This window comes from Xenorhabdus littoralis (assembly GCF_033949345.1).
GTDB classification, from domain to species: Bacteria; Pseudomonadota; Gammaproteobacteria; order Enterobacterales; family Enterobacteriaceae; genus Xenorhabdus; species Xenorhabdus littoralis.
Window position 1 is genome coordinate 41,472 of sequence record NZ_VCDP01000034.1, and the last position, 19,952, is coordinate 61,423.

Here is a 19,952-nt window from a genome sequence, read left to right on the forward strand (position 1 = left end):
ATTTGCTATCCCTTTTCCCATTACCCTTTGTGCTGCATTTTTTTCTGTCGTTTTGCCAGACGTTGACGTCCATCAGCGAGATTGTTCTGATTCATTGGCCTGTTTTCTGACTTCATCCCCATGACAGGTAACGACTCTTTGTGCTCACCCTGTTTCCGTCCGCTGCTGATAAACTGAGCGAGCTGGTGGATAGTGGAGTAGTTGAGCAGATCAATAATGGACAGACGGGGATAACCCAACGCATGCAGTTTCAGGTGGACACGCGCCAGAAGTAGAGAATCGCCTCCCAGATCGAAAAAATTCTCATCACAATCGGGAGATTCCATATCCAGTACTTCGGCCCAGACTTGCTGAATGGCCTGTATGACAGGGTCGGGCGATAACTCCCACGGGGCTGTTTCTATTTTTGTGTTTTCTGAGGCCATGCTTTCTCTTTCTGGATCACTCGCCGTCATACCCCAATCATGGGATGGCAGACGAGCAATATCGAGCTTGCCGTTTGCATTCAGCGGCAGAGAGGGTAAGGTCTGGAAATAGGCCGGGATCATGTAACGCGGTAATCTTTCCGCCAGATAAATGCGCAGCTCCATCAGATCCAATGTTTTTTGCGCCCGGGGGACGATATAAGCCGCAATACGTTTACCCCGTGTCTCCTCAATGATCCGAACAGCCGCGCGCTCAATATCAGGGTGCTTGCATAACACGGCTTCAATTTCCCCAATTTCAATCCGATAACCCCGGATCTTGTTCTGGCTATCAATGCGCCCCAGATATTCGATGTCGCCATTGGGCAGGTAGCGCCCGCGATCGCCGGTTTTATACAGCCGGGCTGACAGGGATTTATCGAATGGATTATCAATAAACAGATTTTGATAAAGGCTCTCTTGATTCAGATACGCCAGTGCCAGACCATCACCGCCAATGTACAGCTCACCAGTCGTACCCATCGGCACGGGTTGATGGAACGCATTGAGGATATAGACCAGATTGCCTTCATTGGGTCTGCCGATGGGCACACTGTTGCCCTCCGTCCCACGATAACGATAGGCGGTGGTGAATGTTGTATTCTCCGTTGGGCCATAACCGTTAATCAGACGCAATGCCGGATAGTATTTGCTGATACGGCTGGCATGGGCGGATGACATGGATTCACCACCGGAAATCAACTGTTTCACCGTTTGCAGTGTCTGTGGACGTTCATCGACAATCAGGTTGAACAATGATGTCGTCAGGAACAAACTGTCTATTTCTGCTTCTTTGATGATTTTTTCCAACAAAAGCACAGAAATGGCACTTTGCGGGTAAATGACAATCGAGCCGCCATTCAGTAATGGTCCCCAGATCTCCAGTGTTGAGGCATCGAAGTTGACGGACGCCAATTGCAGGAAACGCCCAAAGGATTGGAAATCAGCATAACTGACCTCCTTAACCAAGCGGATAATGCCTTTTTGCCCAATCAGCGTCCCTTTTGGCTTGCCGGTCGATCCCGAGGTATACATGACATAGGCAGGCAGGTTAGTCTGGCCCTCAACAGGGTGATCGCGATTGTCCGGCAGCTCCGTGACAGGCATTTGTGCCCATGTTGACTGTTCTGCATCCAGCCATATCACAGCGGATAAATTGGCGGCTTTCATCGGCAGTGAACTGTCGATTACCCGTCTGTCCGTAATGAAAAATGCACATTGTGCATCTTCAACCTGTTCAAGCAGACGCGCGTCCGGATCTTCGGGATTGAGCGGCAGGTAAACGGCTTTCAGTTTGACCAATGCCAGAATCGATATAATCAATTCGACACTGCGCCCCAGCAATAAAGCAACCCGCTGTCCCTGCTTCACCCCTTTTTGCAGCAACAAATGTGCCAGTTGGTTAGATTGCTGGTTTAGCTCCAGATAACTGAGCTGCTGTTTTCCGGACTGTTGCCCGACTTGTTTTCCGACTTGTTTTCCGAGTTCGATGGCACACGCAGAAGGTGAACGGGCAACCTGTTCAGCAAACAGTTCAGCCAGAGTTTGTTGTCCCTGATAACCCTGTGCTCCCTGACTGAAAATCTCAATCTTCCGTTGCTGCGTCACAGGAACGAAGTGATCGGCACAGTGCAGGTTCTGGGATTCTGTCACCATTGCCGTAAAGACCGCCGAATAGCACTCAGCCATATCCGCCGCCAGTTCACGGCTTAATTTATTTTCATCGTAATCAATCTGGATCGAAACCTGATCACTGATTAATGCCGAAGTCAGGGTCTTGTGCTGAAAATGAACAGTCAGGGAAAAATGCGTCCCCTCGTACACATCCTGGGTATGCAGTTTGCCTATTACGTCCAATCCGAGTTCTGATGCCATCTGGTCATAAACATGGAAGTCAATGTAGTTAAACAGGACTTCATCCAGCAACGGTTGCTGACCGAATTGACGTTGGATTTCCGCCAGTGGATAGCGGCGGTGGGGAATGGCTTCAATTTCGTTGGCGAAAACCTGCCGGATCAGTTCATGCCATGAAACAGCGGATAAGATCTGGCGGAATGGCAATATATTGAGGAACAAGCCATACAGATTATCCCCGCCTTGTGCTTCCGGACGTCCGTTGGTAGAAATACCGGTCAGAATGTCATGTTCCCCGCTGAAAATGCTCATCACTTTGATGTGCCCTGTCAGCAAAACACTTTTCAGTGGTACGCCAAGTTGCTGCATCAGATGACGCAATCCCTGATAGACCGAACCATCCAGTGTCAAAGAGAATGATTTTATTTTCGGGCCAACACTATCCACATTATCCACACCATCCACATCCTCCACCGCATCAATAGGCGGTTTGCGGGGCAATTCCATGATGGTGCAATCGTCCAGTTTTCGTGCCCAGTAAACTTTATTTTTTTCATCGGCAATCGCCGCTTGCTCCAGTGCAATAAAGTCACGGTATTCCAGCGATTTTTTATCCGGTGCCTGCCATTGGGCCAGTCCGGTCAGCGTGGCGTAGCGATTGAACACCTCTACGATCATGGTGTTATAGCTCCAGCCATCAAATATGGGATGGCATTCAGTCATCGTAAACTGGAATGAGTTATCCGTGCGTAAATAGATGAAGAAACGCAGCAGTGTCGGATTGAGCAAATCAAACGGATTTATCCGCTCTGCTTCCAGTAAGGCTTTTACGCGTTCGTCCTGTTCTGCGTCAGATAAATGGCGCAAGTCTTCAACGACAGTCGGCAATTCAGCAAATTCAAGCACCAGTTGAAGGGGTTCACTGTAACTTTCCATATCGAACGCGGTGCGCAATACATCATGGGCAGCCACTGTCTGGGCTGTCGCCTCGCGGAATGCTTGCTCATCAAACTGCCCGTTGATGCGCAGATGGGTTGATCCGGTACAGTGGTACACATTGGCATCAGGGGAAAGATTCATGTGATAGAACATGCCTGCCTGCATCCGGCTGAGCGGATAAGCATCGACAACGTTCTCCGGCAGGCGCTGGCGATCTTCCTGCGAAATCTGACTAAACGGAGCCTTCGTCTGCTCTGTCGGCTGATTCTCTTTGCTGCGCTCATCAACCAATATCGCCAACTCTGCCACGGTCTGGTGCTGGAACAGATCCACCAGCGTCAATGACCATCCGTGACTCTGAGCCTTGCCCGTCAGTTGCACACCACGCAGGGAATCCCCCCCTAAGGCAAAAAAGTTATCGTGAATGCCAATCTGGGATACCGGCAGCGTTTCTTGCCACAGCGCCAACAATGCTGTTTCTGTTTCATTTCGTGCCGACTGATATTTACTGGCAAGCTGGGGACGTACTTGTTGTGGCGCGGGCAATGCCTTACGGTCAATCTTGCCATTGGGGGTCAACGGCAGGGCATCCAGAAAAATAAAGGCAGACGGCAACATGTAGTCCGGTAAGGTGTGTTTCAATTCAATCCGCAATGCATCGACTGATAATTTCTCCTCAGACGATAAGTGACCTGAATGTGTATCCGCCACCGTCTCCGCAACAATATAAGCCACCAGACGGAGAGCATGATTGGCGTCATCCTGATGAGCGATCACGACGGCCTGATCCACCGATTCAATGCGTTTCAGTGCAGTTTCAATCTCACCCAGTTCAATGCGGAAGCCCCGGATTTTCACCTGATGATCAGCACGACCAAGGTATTCCAGTGAACCGTCACGACGCAAGCGGGCCAAATCCCCACTCCGGTATAATCTCTGCCCGGCGTCTGCCTGCGGAAAAATCTGCCGCTTATCAATAAAACGTTGTGCCGTGAGTTCGGGGCGGTTCAGATAACCCCGTGCCACTCCTGCGCCTCCTACATACATTTCGCCCACCGCGCCCAGCAAAGACAATCTGTGCTGTTTATCCAGCAAGAAAATTTCCAGATCGTCCAACGCCTCACCTATCGGGCTTTTCCCGCCCTGCAAGGCATCCGGCTGCATAATCCGGCGATAAGTCACATGTACCGTGGTTTCGGTAATGCCATACATATTGATGATGTGGGGTTGTTCATCGCCGTGTTTTTTGAACCATCCCTGTAATTTGGCCGGTTCCAGCGCTTCACCACCGAGAATCACATAACGCAGTGACAACGCACTTTTTTCGTCCTCTTTTTTCGCTCCGTTCAACTGGCTGTCTGCCGCAATGAATAGCTGGAAAGCAGAAGGCGTCTGGTTCAATACCGTGACCTTTTCCTGCTGTACCCACTGATAGAAGTCTCCCGGTGTACGGCTGACCCAATAAGGCACAATACTGAGGCGACCACCGAACAACAGCGCTCCCCATATTTCCCAGACAGAGAAATCAAACGCGCAGGAGTGGAATAACGTCCAGACATCGTTTTCGGTAAAATCAAAGTGACGTTCGCTGGCATGGAACAGTCGCATGACATTGGCGTGGGTTATTTCTACCCCTTTCGGTACACCCGTAGATCCGGAGGTATAAATGACGTAGGCCAGAGAATCCGGCTGACTGGTCACGTCAGGATTATCCGGCGGCATGGTCTGGATGAAGGTTTTTTCCGTGTCGATGCAAAGGTAATCCAGCTTATTGGAATCAAACAATGCCTGATGTTGTGGTACACCAATCACCAATTGCACATTGGCGTCCTCAACGTAAAAACGTATCCGCTCCGGCGCATGAGTTGTGTCAATCGGCAGGTAAGCCAGCCCGGCTTTCAATACCGCAAGAATGGAAACCAGCATCTCTTCGTCACGCTCCAGACAGAGACCAATCAAGGGCGCGTCAGTCGGTGCCATTTCCATTTGCTGCATGATTTGTACAATGTAGTGTGCCAATTGATTGGCGCGCTGATTGAGTTGTTCGTAAGTCAACAACCGCCCATTATCGGCACTGAGAGCAATGGCGTGCGGACGCTGCAATGCCTGCTGTTCAAACGCCTGATGCAGGGTTTGGCTGACCGGATGGTGCGCCAGTTTGCGCGGCCATTCATGCAGCAGCCACTGTTTTTCGTCTTCATCAATACATTGGTAATCCGCCAGAACAGCATGGGCGTTCCGGGCGATTTCTTCCAGCAAGAAACGGAAATTGGCATCAACTTGCCGGATAGTCGCTTCATCAAACAGATCGCTGCTATATTCAAACGCGCCTTGCAATTGCGCCACGCCATTTTCCAGCCGCGTTTTTTCCATTGATAATGTCAAATCGAATTTGGCGCTATCGCCCAACAAGGTGAGAGGCGTCGTTTTCACCCCCTCAAACTGCCATCCCGTGGTGCCGGATTCATCAAAGGAGAACATCACCTGAAACAGCGGGGAATAACTCAAATCACGCTTGGGATTGATCGCCTCAACCAGTTTTTCGAAACTCACTTGTTGGTGTTCTAATCCGGCAAGTACTGTGTCAAACACCTGATCCTGCAATTGGGTAAACGTTGCGTCCGGCTCCAGTTCAATCCGGTAGACCAGTGTATTGACAAAGAAGCCGATGATACCTTCCAGCTCCAGTTGCCCGCGCCCTGATACCGTCGAACCCACCACCAGATCCGTCTGACCGCTGTATCGGTGCAATAACAGGTAAAACGCACTCAGCAAGGTCGTGAACAGCGTTTTATTGTTCTGCTGTGCCAGTGCGGTTAAAGCCTGTGTCAGTTGAGGCGATAAAGTGAAGCAATGTGTCTTTCCGCGCGGGCTGAGACGGCTGGGACGCGGATAGTCAAAAGGTAAGGCGATAGGCTCACTGCCCGCCAGTTTTTGTTTCCACCATGCCAGAGATTCACCAAACGCGGGATCGTCGCTCTGTTGGTGCTGCCATTCAGAATAATCAATGTACTGAATGGGCAGTTCCGGCAGTTCTGGGGCATCTCCCCGTCGGCGGGCGTTATAGCACGTGGTCAGTTCACGGCTGATAATACCGGCAGACCAGCCATCAGAGATAAGGTGATGCAGCACCATCACCAGATAGTGACACTCAGTCCCGCAGCGATACAGGGTGAAACGCAACAGGGGCGCTTGCTGCAAATTAAACGGTTGCAGGCTATCCCGCTGCAACCGCTGTTTTTGCTCGGTCTCACTCAGTGCGGACAGATCAATCGTCTCCAGCGGCAAGGTCACCGACTCATGGCAACGTTGATAAAGCGTGTCGTCCTGATACACAAAATCGGTACGAAAAGATTCATGTCTATCCGACATATCGTTGATAGCCTGCTGCAATGCCGCTATATCTAATTGTCCCTCAAGCATCAATGCCGTTGTGATGTGGTAAAGCGCCGATTGTTGTTCGAGTTGTTCGTGCAGCCACAACCGTTTTTGTGCCTGGGATGCTTTAAATTGAAATGTGTTTTCCTGCATGTGACTCCCCTTCAATTTTGTTTAATTCCATTGTTCATTGATTTTTATTCACATTCCCCGCACAACACGTTTGATCGTGCCGTAACGAACAGGGTTTTCCGCTGTAACACGCGGCTCCAATAGACGAGCGAGCTGTGTAATGGTTTGATGTCGTAAAAATTCAGCTAAAGAGATCCTGACTGATAGCTGTTGTTCAATTCGGGCGGCTATACGCAACGCATGAAGTGAGTGCCCGCCCAGAGAAAAGAAATTCTGGTCACATCCGATGTCTTCCCGTTGCAGCACATCACACCAAATCCCGCCAAGCCGTTTTTCCAATGGTGTCTGTGGTTTGCTCAGTGAATGTTGTTCTTGCTGCCGTAACACAGACAAATGTTCAGGCAACAGCGCCAGTAACGCGGCGTGATCCACTTTGCCATTAGTGGTTTGTGGCATCTCATCCAGCAATACAATGGCATGGGGCAGCATATGGACGGGTAAATGCCGGCTGAGAAAATCGCGTAATGTTTCTGACCATACGGTTTCCAAAGATAGCGTTTCCGAAGAAATGTCAGCTTTGGCGGTCGATTTAAGGGCAACACAGGCCACCAGCCGCATTTCACCTTGTTCATCGGAATAAGGGATCAAAGCACTTTGCTGGACGTGCGGGTGCTGCATAAGCTGGGCTTCTATCTCTCCCGGCTCAATACGATATCCACGCAGTTTGATTTGTCGGTCATAGCGTCCGAGATAGAGCAGCTCTCCGTTCGGCAGGGCACAGACCCGATCTCCTGTACGATAAGCCCGGATTTCGCCGTTCGGTTCTGACAAGGTGATAAATTTTTCTGCGGTCAGTTCGGGACGATCCCAGTAGCCTCTCGCCACGCCCAAACCACCGATGTACAACTCACCTGCCATGCCAAAGGGTGTCGGTGACAGATCATCGTTAAGCACAAACAGTCGGGTATTGGCAATCGGCAAACCAATCGGCATCATGCCCTGTAAATCCTGCGCCCTGTCAGCACGGTGGACACAACAGCCCACAACAGTTTCAGTCGGGCCATATTCGTTAAACACGCCAAGCTCCGGTGCCTCAGACAACCACGCCTGTACCGTTTCACAGTTCAGGGCATCCCCCCCGATGACCAATGACTTCACATGGGATTTTGCCTGTGCATTGAGGTATTCCCCCAAAAGACCGAGATAGGCCGGCGTGATTTTCAATAACTGGTTATCTTGTTGCTGCAATGCCTCTGCCATTAACGCAATACCGGCATCATCCTGTATTACCGTGATCGTGCCGCCATGCAGCAGCGGTAGGTAAAGACTGGTCAGTGTGGCATCAAAGCTGACGGACGAGTGGAGCAGGCTTTGGGTATCCGCACTGACCTGATAACGCTGGCTGGCATCCGTCAGATAGTTAATCAGGCTAAGGTGTTCAATCATGACCCCTTTCGGCATTCCCGTAGAGCCGGAGGTGTAAATCAGGTAAGCCAGTGCGTTTGCGTCATCACTATTGAGTTCACAACTGAATGGCGGCAAAGAGCACGTCGGAACAGGATCAGTTTCTTTATCCAGCACCCGTACTGCGATATCAGGAGCAAAATTTGCTGCCAACGCCTGATGAGTCACAACCAGACGACTTTGGCTGTCAGACAGCAAATAAGTGACCCGCTCGGCAGGATAAGAGGTATCAATAGGCACATAACAGGCACCCATTCTGCTGACAGCCAGCATCGCGGCAATATAGTCCGGACTGCGCGGCAAATAGAGGGCAACCCTGTCACCCGAGCTAATCTGGTCGTGATGCAGACAATGGCAGATATGCTCTATTCTCTGTGCCAGCTCCGCGTAACTAATCTGATTTTGTCCGTCAACAACGGCAATCTGTTGGGGAGAACGCTGTACCTGACGGTCAAACAGGCTGTAGACATTGCCGGTAAAAATGGGTAATTCCGGCCCTTGCCATTGCGTCAACAACTGTTGTTTTTCCTGTTCATCCAACAATGCAATATCGTTCAGCATTCCCGTCATGTTATTCATCAATCGGGTCAGAATACCGGTAAAGTGCCCTGCCAGACGTCCCACGACAGACTCATCATACAGTCCGGTGTCATACACCAGTTCGCCATGCAAACGGTCAGAGAATGCCGTGACCAGTGTCAGTGGGTAATTGGTGCTCTCCGTTGCCTGTTCAAATTCAAACAGCTTTTCCTTTAATCCCGATGGCTGCGGGTAATTTTCAAATACCAGCAACGTATCAAAGGCGGGCAGATTACAGGCCGATTTCAGATCTGCCAGCGAAACAGCACTGAATTTTTCATGTTCCCGCAACTGCTGCTGAATGGTGCCCAACCAGTCAGCCACGGTTTGGCCGGCATGGCTGGTAATGTGGATCGGCAATGTACTGATTAACAGCCCCACCATTTTATCGATCCCGGCCAAATCCGCCTGGCGGCCCGAAACGGTCATACCAAACAGACATTCATCCTGCTGACTGTAACGCTGCAACAACAATGCCCAAGCCCCCTGAACCAGCGTACTGAGCGTCAGGCGATAATCGCGGCCTGTTTCTGCCAATTGGCGAGACAGTTCTGCGGACAGGCAGAAAGCATGGCGCTGTTTCAGTTGACTGGCCGTCCTTACCGGATGAGCCGCAGGCAACGGTGTTGCCGAAGTGACATCGGCCAGCCGTGCCTGCCAATAATCCTGACATGTTTTCCGGTTCTGCTGTTGCCAGCGAATAAATGACTTAAACGCCGGAGCGGGCAGCAATACATCATCGGGGCGATGGTAAATCGCTTCGACGGTCGTCAGTATCAGCCTGACTGACCAGCCATCCAGAATGGCGTGATGATGGCTGAATATCAGTTGTGTCTGTTCGTCAGGCAGTTGCAGTACGGTGAAGCGATACAATTTATTAGGGTTCAGTACGTCGTGGTTCAGTACATTGTGGGTCAGTACATCGTGGTTCAGTACAAATTCTTCGGCCAGATCCGCCGACAGTAAATTCTGGCGATGTTGCTCCGCCTCGGTTGGCTGATGAAGCCGCAGATCATGCTGCCGCCACTCCGGTGTCTGGTGAGGCATAATCACTTGCAATGGCTCATCAGCCAGACTCAGTTCAAAGCGGCTGCGCAGGATAGGATAATAAGCGACCACTCTCTGCCATGCCTGCTGTAAACGGGCAATATTCACATCTTGGGGCAGGTTAAAACATAACTGTTCGTGATACAGGCCGCTGCCTTGTTCCGCCATCGAGTGGAACAACATGCCTTCCTGGGTGTATGTCAGCGGGAAAATATCTTCCATCACACCGTAACGCTGCTGTAACTGGTGCAATGTTTCTGGATTCAGACGAGCGAGCGGAAAATCGGATGGCGTGTAAGTCGTCTGTTGCTGAGCCATGCAATGTTCAGTCAGCCGGATAATCTGCTCTTTCATTGCCGTTGCCAGTTTATCGATGGTTTCATCCTGATAGCACTGACGGTTGTACGTCCACTCTATCTGCAATTGTCCCTCATCAATGTAGCTGTCCACTTCCAGCGCATACTGCCTGAAATTATCAGGCGCATGACGGTGTTCCCGCACCATGTCGGCCACGCCGCTCAAGGGTGTCTGATGGAATGAGCGGGTAAATTGCCCCAGATAGTTGAAGCAGATATCTGCCGACGGGAAATCAGGCAGGCTGTTCATGCCAGACATGTCAGAGAAAGCACGCAGCGCGCCATAACCCGCGCCGCTGTAAGGCACTTGGCGTACCGCTTCTTTGACCATCGGGATCAATTGCTCCGGCGGGCAAGATGCAGGCAAATCCAGCAACAGCGGATAAATGGCGGTAAACCAGCCTACCGTCCGGCTGACATCCACGGTTTCATGCAGGCTTTCACGTCCATGCCCTTCCATATCCACATGCAATCTTCCTGAACCGCTCCAGCGTTGCAGTGTTGCTACCAGAGCCGACAGCAATAAATCACCGGTATGGGTACGGTAAGCTTGTCCGGTATGCTGCACCAGTGCGGTTGTGTCAGCAATATCCAGCATCAGCCGGTATTTGGCCGATTCTTTGACTAAACCCGGGAACGGTTTTTCTCCCCGATCACAAGGCAGTGAAGGCACAGAGCAATGGAGTTTCTGCTGCCAGAAATGACGTTCATGTTGCGCCAGCCCGGATTGGGCGTAATCTGCCAGATGAGATGCCCATTCAATCAAAGAGGCACTTTTCGTCGCCAGACGCGGGGTTTCTCCTGCCAGCAAAGTCCGGTAGTAGTGAGTTAAATCTTCCGTAATAATGCGCCATGAAACACCATCAACCACTAAATGGTGAACAGTCAGCAATAAATAATCACCCGCTGCGGTGGTGAAATGGGTTGCAGTAAGCAGAGGGCCATTTTCAATATTCAGTTGTGCCTGCCGTTCAGCCGCCGCTTGCAGCAATGCTTCGTTGGCCGGATTTTCCTTAATATGAACTTGTTCTATCTGCCATGCGGCAACAGGGGCATCGATCTGCGCATATTTCTGTGCATGTTTTCCGGTCAGCGGGAAGCGGGAGCGTAGCCCATCATGCTGATTAATTAACAAAACCAGCGCTTGTGTCAGAACCGGAATGTCTGTTCCCGCTTCCAGTGCATACAGGTAAGAGAGGTTATAGTGGTGAGGATTGGCATGATGTTGTTCAAATAACCAGCGCTGGATTGGCAGCAAAGCGTATTCACCCTGCACAGGCTGCGTTTTGTCATCAGCAATGACCATCGGCATAACCACGGCTGCCAGTGCCGCAATAGTCGGATAATCAAACAGCATTTTCGGCGTGATCCGCAGACCCATTTCCCGTGCCCTGAATACAATCTGTAAGCTGAGAATGGAATCTCCGCCCAAGACAAAGAAATCATCATCAATGCCCAGATTCTCCTGATCCAGCACCTGTTGCCAGATTTCTGTCAGTTGTTTCTCCAGTACGGTAACGGCTGTCCGATGGGTCGGCATACGCGGCTTTTCCGCCAACGGGATCTGCGCTAGTTCCTTGCGATCAATCTTGCCATTCCCTGTTAATGGCAGGGTTTCCTGCATAATCCATTGCGTGGGACACATGTGCTCCGGTAGCCGTTGGCTCAGCTCCCTGCGTATTCTGTCCATATCGGCATCTGCCGCCGCTTCGTTGACTGCGGGCTGGTTCATGACCACATAAGCCACCAGATGCTGACGCCCGTGGATATCACGCAAACCCACCGCCGCTTGGGAAATGCCCTGACAAGCAGTAAGCTGCGCTTCCACTTCTTCCAGTTCGATCCGATAGCCATGCAGTTTGATTTGCTGATCTCTGCGGCCCAGAAACAGTAAATTGCCGTCCGGTAAGTAACGGGCTAAATCTCCTGTCCGGTACAGCTTCGCCTGTCGAGCGGTTGCGAACGGATCAGCGATAAAACGGTTTTCTGTCATATCCGGACGGTTGAAATAGCCCAGACCGACACCCATCCCGCCGATGTAAAGTTCACCAACCGCGCCAAAGGGCACTAATTGCTGACATTCATCCAACAGGTAAAGTTGGGTATTGGCTATCGGACGACCAATCGGCAGCACACCCTCCCCGTCGATATCACCCGCCGGTATGTCATAAATACAGCAGCCAACCGTGGTTTCCGTCGGGCCATATTCATTGATGATCCTGACCTGTGGCGCATGTTGACGCCAGAAACGCAGCGCGCTGGCAGAAAGGCTTTCGCCACCAATCACCAGTAAGGGTATCCGCCCGAGACTCTCTGACGGCAATTGCTGGCTCAGGAGTTCCAAGTGAGCTGGCGTGATTTTCGCCATGGCCAAATTCGGCAACTGCTGCCAAGCCTGCACCAATGCCGGAATATCTTCACCTTCAGGCAGGATGAACAAGGTTTGCCCCTGTAGAAGCGGCAAGAACAGGCTGGTAATGGTGGCATCAAAGGAGACGGACGCATGAAGGGTGTTACCCTGCTTGCTTGGGTCGGCATAATGTTCGCAGGCATGTTGCAGGTAATTACCCAGCCCCCGATGCGGAATGATAACGCCTTTGGGTTTCCCCGTAGAGCCAGAGGTATAGAGGATATAAGCAGGTTGTTCCGGCGAAATCGTTATTTCAGGATCGGCGATAGTGTCCGGATTATCCGTCAATGGTTCGGCTAATTGTTTTGTTAATTGTTTTGTTAATTGCTCGGCGGTCAACAATATGACGTGATGCTTGGGCAGACCGAGTCTGGTGGCCTGTTCATCAGTGGTGATCACCCTTGCCACTTGGGCATCTTCCAACATAAAGCTGATCCGATTGACCGGATAGGCAGTATCCATCGGGACATAAGCCGCGCCCGTTTTCATGACTGCCAGTATCGCCGTGATCAGCATGGCTGAACGCGGCAGGCAAATCCCGACCCGTGAACCCGCACCAATTCCCTGTTCCAGTAACTCTTTCGCCAATCGATTCGCCTGTTGATTAAGCTGATGATAACTCAACGGGTTATGGCTAAGTGGGTTATGGCTAAGTGGATTATGGCTAAGTGGGTTATGGCTAAGTACGTGTCCTGTTCCGGAAAGCGCATTCAGGGCAATGGCCTGCGGGGTTTTGCGCACCTGCTGCTCGAACCATTGATGGACGACCGGATGCAGCAATCGCTTCTCAGTGTTATTCAGATTGTTTATCTGATGTTGCCGTTCTTGTGGTGACAGTAGATCCAGTTGATAGATAAATTGGTTGGATGCCGTGATCACGCTATCCAATAATTGAGCATAGTGCGCCATCAATTGCGCGACCATTTCCTCGGCAAAACATGCCTCACGATATTCAATCCGTAATTGCAGGCTGTTTTCTGTTTCCTGCACAAACAACGTTAAATCAAATTTTGCTTCCGAATTATTTATTGATTGTTCGTGTGATTGTTCGCGCAGGCGTGAATCAGTCTGCTGCCGGAACGCATTGAACACAAACATGATCTGAAACAGAGGAGACAGAGAACGTTTCCCCGCTGGCATTACCGCATCCACCACTTGCTCAAACGGGAGGTCTTTGTTAGCCATCGCCTGATTCAATGTCTGCGCGCTATTGGCCAGAAACTCGGTAAACGGCAGGGTGATATCCACGTTCTGGCGCAAAGCCAATGTGTTAAGCAACAATCCCACAACGGATTGTAATTCCGGCCTGTCGCGCAGGGAAACGGGGATTCCGATGACAATATCGCCGGAGTCTGCCCCTTCGCTGCTGTAACGCTGCAATAAGATCTGGAATGCCGCCAATAACAGGGTAAACAGGGTCGTATCCTGCTGTTGGGCCAACTGACGCAAAGCGGCTGTTTGCTCAATGGAAAGCGGCAGGTAATGGTAAGCCGCTGTCGCATCTTCTGCGACAACGTTACCGTTACCTTTCTGGGGCAATCTCACCATCGGCGGCAGAGAGTGATAGACACCGCGCCAGTAATCCAATTGTGAACGCCACTCTTGCTGGACTTCAGCACTGCGTTCCCATGTGGCAAATTGCAGGTAATCAGGCGCAGAGATTTGTGGTGCGTTTTCTCCCCACTGGTAAAGAGACATCAATTCATCATCAAGCTGTCCCAACGACTGTTCATCAACCAAAATATGGTGCAGACAAAAAATTAATGCCGTTCCCTGCCGGGCATCGGTCACCAGTAACAAGCGGGATAACGGCTCTCCGATAAGCCGGAACGGTGTTGCCATCATTCTGGCAGCCCGCTGCTGTAATTGTTGCTGCCATTCCTGTTTATCCCGCACGTCGATAATTTCATGGACGCAATGAGGCGGCTGGTCACTGTAATATTGTCGTGGTGTATCACCTTCCATCCGCAAGCGCAGGTTCAGCATAGGATAACGACGGAAAAGCAGATTGATGCTTTGTTGCATCCGCGCTGTTTCTATTTCGTCAGGAAAGGTTTTGATGTTGATAATGTGGTAACGGCTGCTGTCAGGATACAGTTGATCAAGGAACCACATCCGATGCTGGGCAAAACTCAGCGGTGCATCGTGGATCGTGGGTAAGTTGAGTAAAATCTGGGTAGTGGCCGGACTGACCCGTTCTGCCAGCTTCATCGGTGTACGGCAGGTAAAAACATCGCTGACTTTAAAATTCAGCTGGTATTGGCTGGCAAGTATTGCCACCATTCTGGCAGCCAGCAGAGAATGCCCTCCGGCCGCGAAAAATGAGGTATTCCGGCCTATCGCCTGATGTCCCAATAAGGTCTGCCAGACGTGGATAATGGCCTGTTCCGTTTCGTTATGGGCGGGTTCAATAACGATTTCGTCTGCCTGTCGCATCGGTGTGGGGAAGCGTTTCCTGTCCACTTTGTTATTTGGCAAGCGCGGAAATTCCCTCAAAAAGACGTAGCAAGAAGGAAGCATGAAATCAGGGAGAAACGCTTTCAAATGCGATTCAATCTGTGACTCGTCAATTGATGTGTCAGATTGCGTGAGTAAATAGGCCACAATAGCACTGGCGTTCAGATAATCTTTCCGCACCATGGCCACTGCGCCGGAAATAGCGGGATGACGGCGCAAGGCGCTCTCAATCTCGCCCAATTCCACGCGGTAACCCCGGATTTTTACCTGTTGATCCATGCGCCCCAGATAGACAAGGTTTCCGTCTGCCTGATAATGCGCCAAATCACCAGTACGGTAGAGACGGGCACCGGGCTGGGCACTGAATGGATCAGGCACAAAACTGCGTTCCGTCAGTTCAGGCCGGTTAAGATACCCTTCTGACACCCCCACTCCGCCAACACAGAGTTCTCCCGCAACCCCGATGGGCAAGGGTGCGCCGTATTCATCCAAAATCCAGACCTGAAAATTAGGGATCGGCCGGCCAATATGGACGAGGGTATCTTCTGGGGTTAAATCGGCATTGCTCGTACCGACCGTGGCTTCCGTCGGGCCATAGGCGTTAATGAAGCGGCGGTTTTTGCCCCATTTGCGCACCAGATCAATCCCGCATGCCTCCCCTGACACCATCAATACCTGCAAATCAGGCAAGTCAGTTTCGGGCAGGACTGCCAGCGTCGAAGGCGGTAACGTGATATGGGTGACGCGACGCGTAATAAGCTGTTCCAGCAAATCAGGGCCGGGCATCAGGGCCAGACGTGGTGCCATCAGCAGCACACTGCCGGAACAGAGCGCCATGAAGAATTCCCAGATGGAGACATCAAAGCTGAAAGAAGCAAACTGGAGCACCCGGCTGTCCGGCGGAATAGCCAGATACTCAATTTCCGCCTCCGCAAGATTACATGCGCTGCGGTGGCAGATGGGAACGCCTTTGGGTTTTCCGGTCGAGCCTGACGTATAGATGATATAAGCGGTACTCTCAGGCGGAATATCGACCTGCGGCTTTTCGGTGCTGAACGTGTTTAACTGTGGTAACAGGGCTTCAAGGGAGAACAGGAAGACCTCGCAATCCTGATAACCTGCCATAAACTGATCTTGTGTTATCAACAGGCGCAGGCGGGCGTTCTCAATCACATAACGATTGCGTTCCAACGGATAATGAGGGTCCATGGGCACATAAGCCCCGCCCGCTTTCAGGATCGCCAGAAAACAGACTACGGCTTCCAGCGAACGATCAACACTCAATCCGACACAAACGCCCGTTCCGACGCCTTGCTGGATCAGAAAATGCGCCAGTTGGTTGGCCTGTTGATCCAATTCAGCATAAGTCAGGGTCTGCTCGCCAAATTCAACCGCAACCGCATCGGGATCACGTTGTACCTGACGCTCGATAAGCTGGTGGATGCCGATATTATCGCTGAACGGTTTGTCAGTCTGGTTCCACTCTTGCAGTTGTTGCCACTGAGCCGGGCTGAGCAGAGAAACACGCCCGATGGCTTGCTGGGGTTCATTGAGCAACTGCGGCAGGAAATGGCAGAAGTTCTCCGCCATTCGGGAGATCGTCTCCGGTAAAAAGCGATCACTGGCGTATCCCAATACGCCCTGCAATTCGTCTTTTTCGCGCCACATTTCCAGTGTCAATTCATACTTGGCGATGGGTATGCTCCACTGACGCAACGGGGAAAGCTGTATCGACCCCATTCGTTTTTCAGACGCTGGCGTATTCTGGTAGGTAAACAGCGTTTGGAATACCGGAGAAATCCCCGGATGGTGAATCTCCTCTCCGCTATTTTGTTGTAATGTAGATTGTTGTAATGCAGATTGTTGTAATAAAGGCAGCAACTGGCTGAAAGGCATATCCTGATGCTCTATTGCATCAATAAAGGTGGATTTTACCTGCGCCAGCAATTGCTCGAATGATTGGCTGATATCGACCTGATTACGCATAACCAATACGTTGAAAAGCAAGCCAACGGATTGCTGTTCCTGATTATGCTGGCGATTGGAAACCGGCGTTCCCAGCAGAATGTCGTTCTGACGTGAATAACAGGCCAGAAATGCAATAAATCCTGCCTGTAAAATCAGTTGAGGGGTGATCCCATAGTGACAGGCCAGCGCATCGACCTGTTCACTGAATGCGGTTGGCAGACTGAACGGTAACTGTCCGCCCTGATAGCTGCGCATCGCGGGGGTGGGAAAATCATACGGCAATTGAATTAAGGGTAATGGCCCCGCCAACTGACGCTGCCAGTATTGACGGGCGGCCATGCCCGTTGGCCCGTTAATCCGCTGGTGCTGAAAGGCAGCATGTTCCCGCTGACCATAATGTACAGGCTGGATGTCGGAGGCTTTTCCCATTTGTAACCGACTGTAATTTTCCAGCAAACCATCCCACAGCCGTTTAACGGATTCTTCATCGACAATCAGGTGATGGAACACCAGTACGATCAAGTGAGTATGTGGCCGCAGTGTCAGCCCGGCCACACGCAATAGCGGTGGCTGTGCCAGATCAAATGGCAGGGAAGCAAACTGGCTGATCATGTTTTCAGCTTGCGATTGAGCTTGTGCTCCGTATTGGCTGAGATCCTGCCAGATAATATCTGAAGAAATCTGTTCCGCTACCTGAGCAATCACATGCCCTTCCTGAGTCAGAAAGCCGGTTCTCAGGACGTCATAACAGGCAAACAGCGCCTCAAGGGATTGTTGCAGCCGGTCGTGATCCAGAGCACCTTGCCATTGGGCGACATAGGCCATGTTATAGATCGGGCTGGAAGCGATTGTCTGTTGAAGCAGATAAATGCCCTGTTGCTCGTAGCTGGCACTGTGCGGAGTCAATGCGAACTCTTCAACGCCCTTCTCTGCTGCCGACATCTCCGTGGCACTCAGCATTGCCGCACATTGCGCAAGGGTGGGATGCTGGAACAGATCCCCGAATTTCAGATTCAGCCCCATCTGTTGCCGGACTTGTGCGATCATGCGAATGGCTTGTAATGAGTCGCCCCCTAACGCAAAAAAGCTGTCATCACGCCCGATAGGTTCAATGTGCAGTAATGCTTGCCAGACAGCCGATAGTTTTGTTTCCCTCTCGCCCTGTGGCGCAAGGATATTCCCGCGTTCCTGAGCAAATTGATTGTGGGATGACCGATTGAGAGACGCCTGACGATCAACAAGTGCTTGCAGTGCTTTGCGGTCAATTTTGTCATTGGGCAGAAGCGGGAACATGGACAAAAACTGATAATCATCAGGTCGCATGGCGGCAGACAAATGCGGGGCTAAATAGATATTCAGCGTTTTTGCCGTCACCCTCATTGACGGTGCCAAACGGATAAAGGCCACCAGCCGGATACCCTGAGGCTGTTCAAATGCCTGCACAACCGCCTGTTGTACGGCCGGGTGCTGTTCAAGCAGACTCTCAATCTCTGCCGTCTCAAGTCGTTGCCCGTTGATTTTGACCTGAAAATCATTGCGCCCAAGCAGGATCAAATTACCCTGCTCATCCATGCGACCGACATCCCCCGTGCGGTAAACAGGTTGGCCGGCTAATGCCCCTTTTTCTGGTGTGATAAAACGTAATGTGTTTTTGGTCGGTGCTGCTTCGGCCTGTGATGCCTCTGCCTGTAATGCCTCTGTCTGTGGTACATCTGTCTGTGGTAATAAATAGCCCGCGCTCATAAAAGGCGTGCTTATCCAAATTTCCCCGACACTTCCGGCAGGAACACTTTCCCCCTGTTCATCAACAATCATAATTGTTGTATCGTCAATGGGCTTGCCCGCAGGGATCAACGCACTTTGCGCGTCTTTCTCGGTCACCCGATGGTAGACTCTTGCCAGTGTGGTTTCTGTCGTGCCATACATGTTGATTAACTGGGCTTGTTTTAACCGGCGCTGGTAAAAGAGTTCCACCAGCGGCCCTTTCAACATTTCTCCTGACAGTACGGCATATCTCAGGGATTGCAGGTCATCAGCCGATTGCCGGCATTCCAGCAAAACCTGAAAGAAAGAGGGGATCTGGTGGGTAATGCTGATTTGCTGCTCACGCATCCAATCCAGCAATTCGTGTGGTGAATAGCGGATATCATGAGCCGGCGGAATGCACAGTGTTGCGCCGTTCAGCAAGGGCAGGAAGATGTCACGCAGGAAAGGATCAAACATTTGGGGAATGAGCTGACTGACTTTATCGGCCGCTGTTATGTTCAGTTCACGGCTTTCCCAGCGGATAAAATGCAATAAGCTGTCTGAACGCCCTAATATGGCTTTCGGTTGCCCTGTAGAGCCAGACGTAAAATAGACGTAAGCCAGCCTGTTTTTATGAGTGCTTATGTCACGAGTGCTTATATCATAAGTGCTTATGGGCTGCGAACTGCCCTGCCCGGCCGGAAGTACATGGTCTTCTCTTATGTCATCAGCCAGTATGTCATCAGCCAGAACCAGTGCATAATCCGCTTGCAGATGTTCAACCAAGGGCAACCACTGGCGGCATGTGATGATAGTCGCACCTTTAAATTGAGCCAATAATGTAGCAAGGCGTTGTTCCGGTAATTTTGGAGAGAGCGGAACAAATACGTTGTCCGCTTTCATGATGGCTAATGCCGCCATGACCAGAGAGATACTCTCTTCCATCAAGGTGATGACAAACTGACAGTCCGCTTGATGGGGCAACGCATGACTGAGCGCAGTCACGCGCTCCGACAGGGTGTGATAAGTCAGGTTTTTGTTTCCCTGTGTCACCGCGATATTTTCCGGGAAACGTGCAACAATTCGCTCAAATTCAGTTGAAATCACCATTAGCCATCTTCCTTCAATAAGACACTCTTACTTACCAGTACGTGATAA

Annotated in this window: 2 protein-coding genes; both read right to left on the reverse strand. The window is 51.1% G+C overall.

Translation table 11 applies throughout. The features are described 5' to 3' along the window. Positions 1–20: 20 nt before the first annotated feature. Positions 21–6,788: a non-ribosomal peptide synthetase gene (locus FE394_RS10030; RefSeq protein ID WP_319926251.1), complete on the reverse strand. Its 6,768-nt coding sequence runs from the start codon at positions 6,786–6,788 to the stop codon at positions 21–23. 48 nt (positions 6,789–6,836) lie between these two features. Further along, positions 6,837–19,904: a non-ribosomal peptide synthetase gene (locus FE394_RS10035; RefSeq protein ID WP_319926252.1), complete on the reverse strand. Its 13,068-nt coding sequence runs from the start codon at positions 19,902–19,904 to the stop codon at positions 6,837–6,839. Positions 19,905–19,952 lie beyond the last annotated feature (48 nt).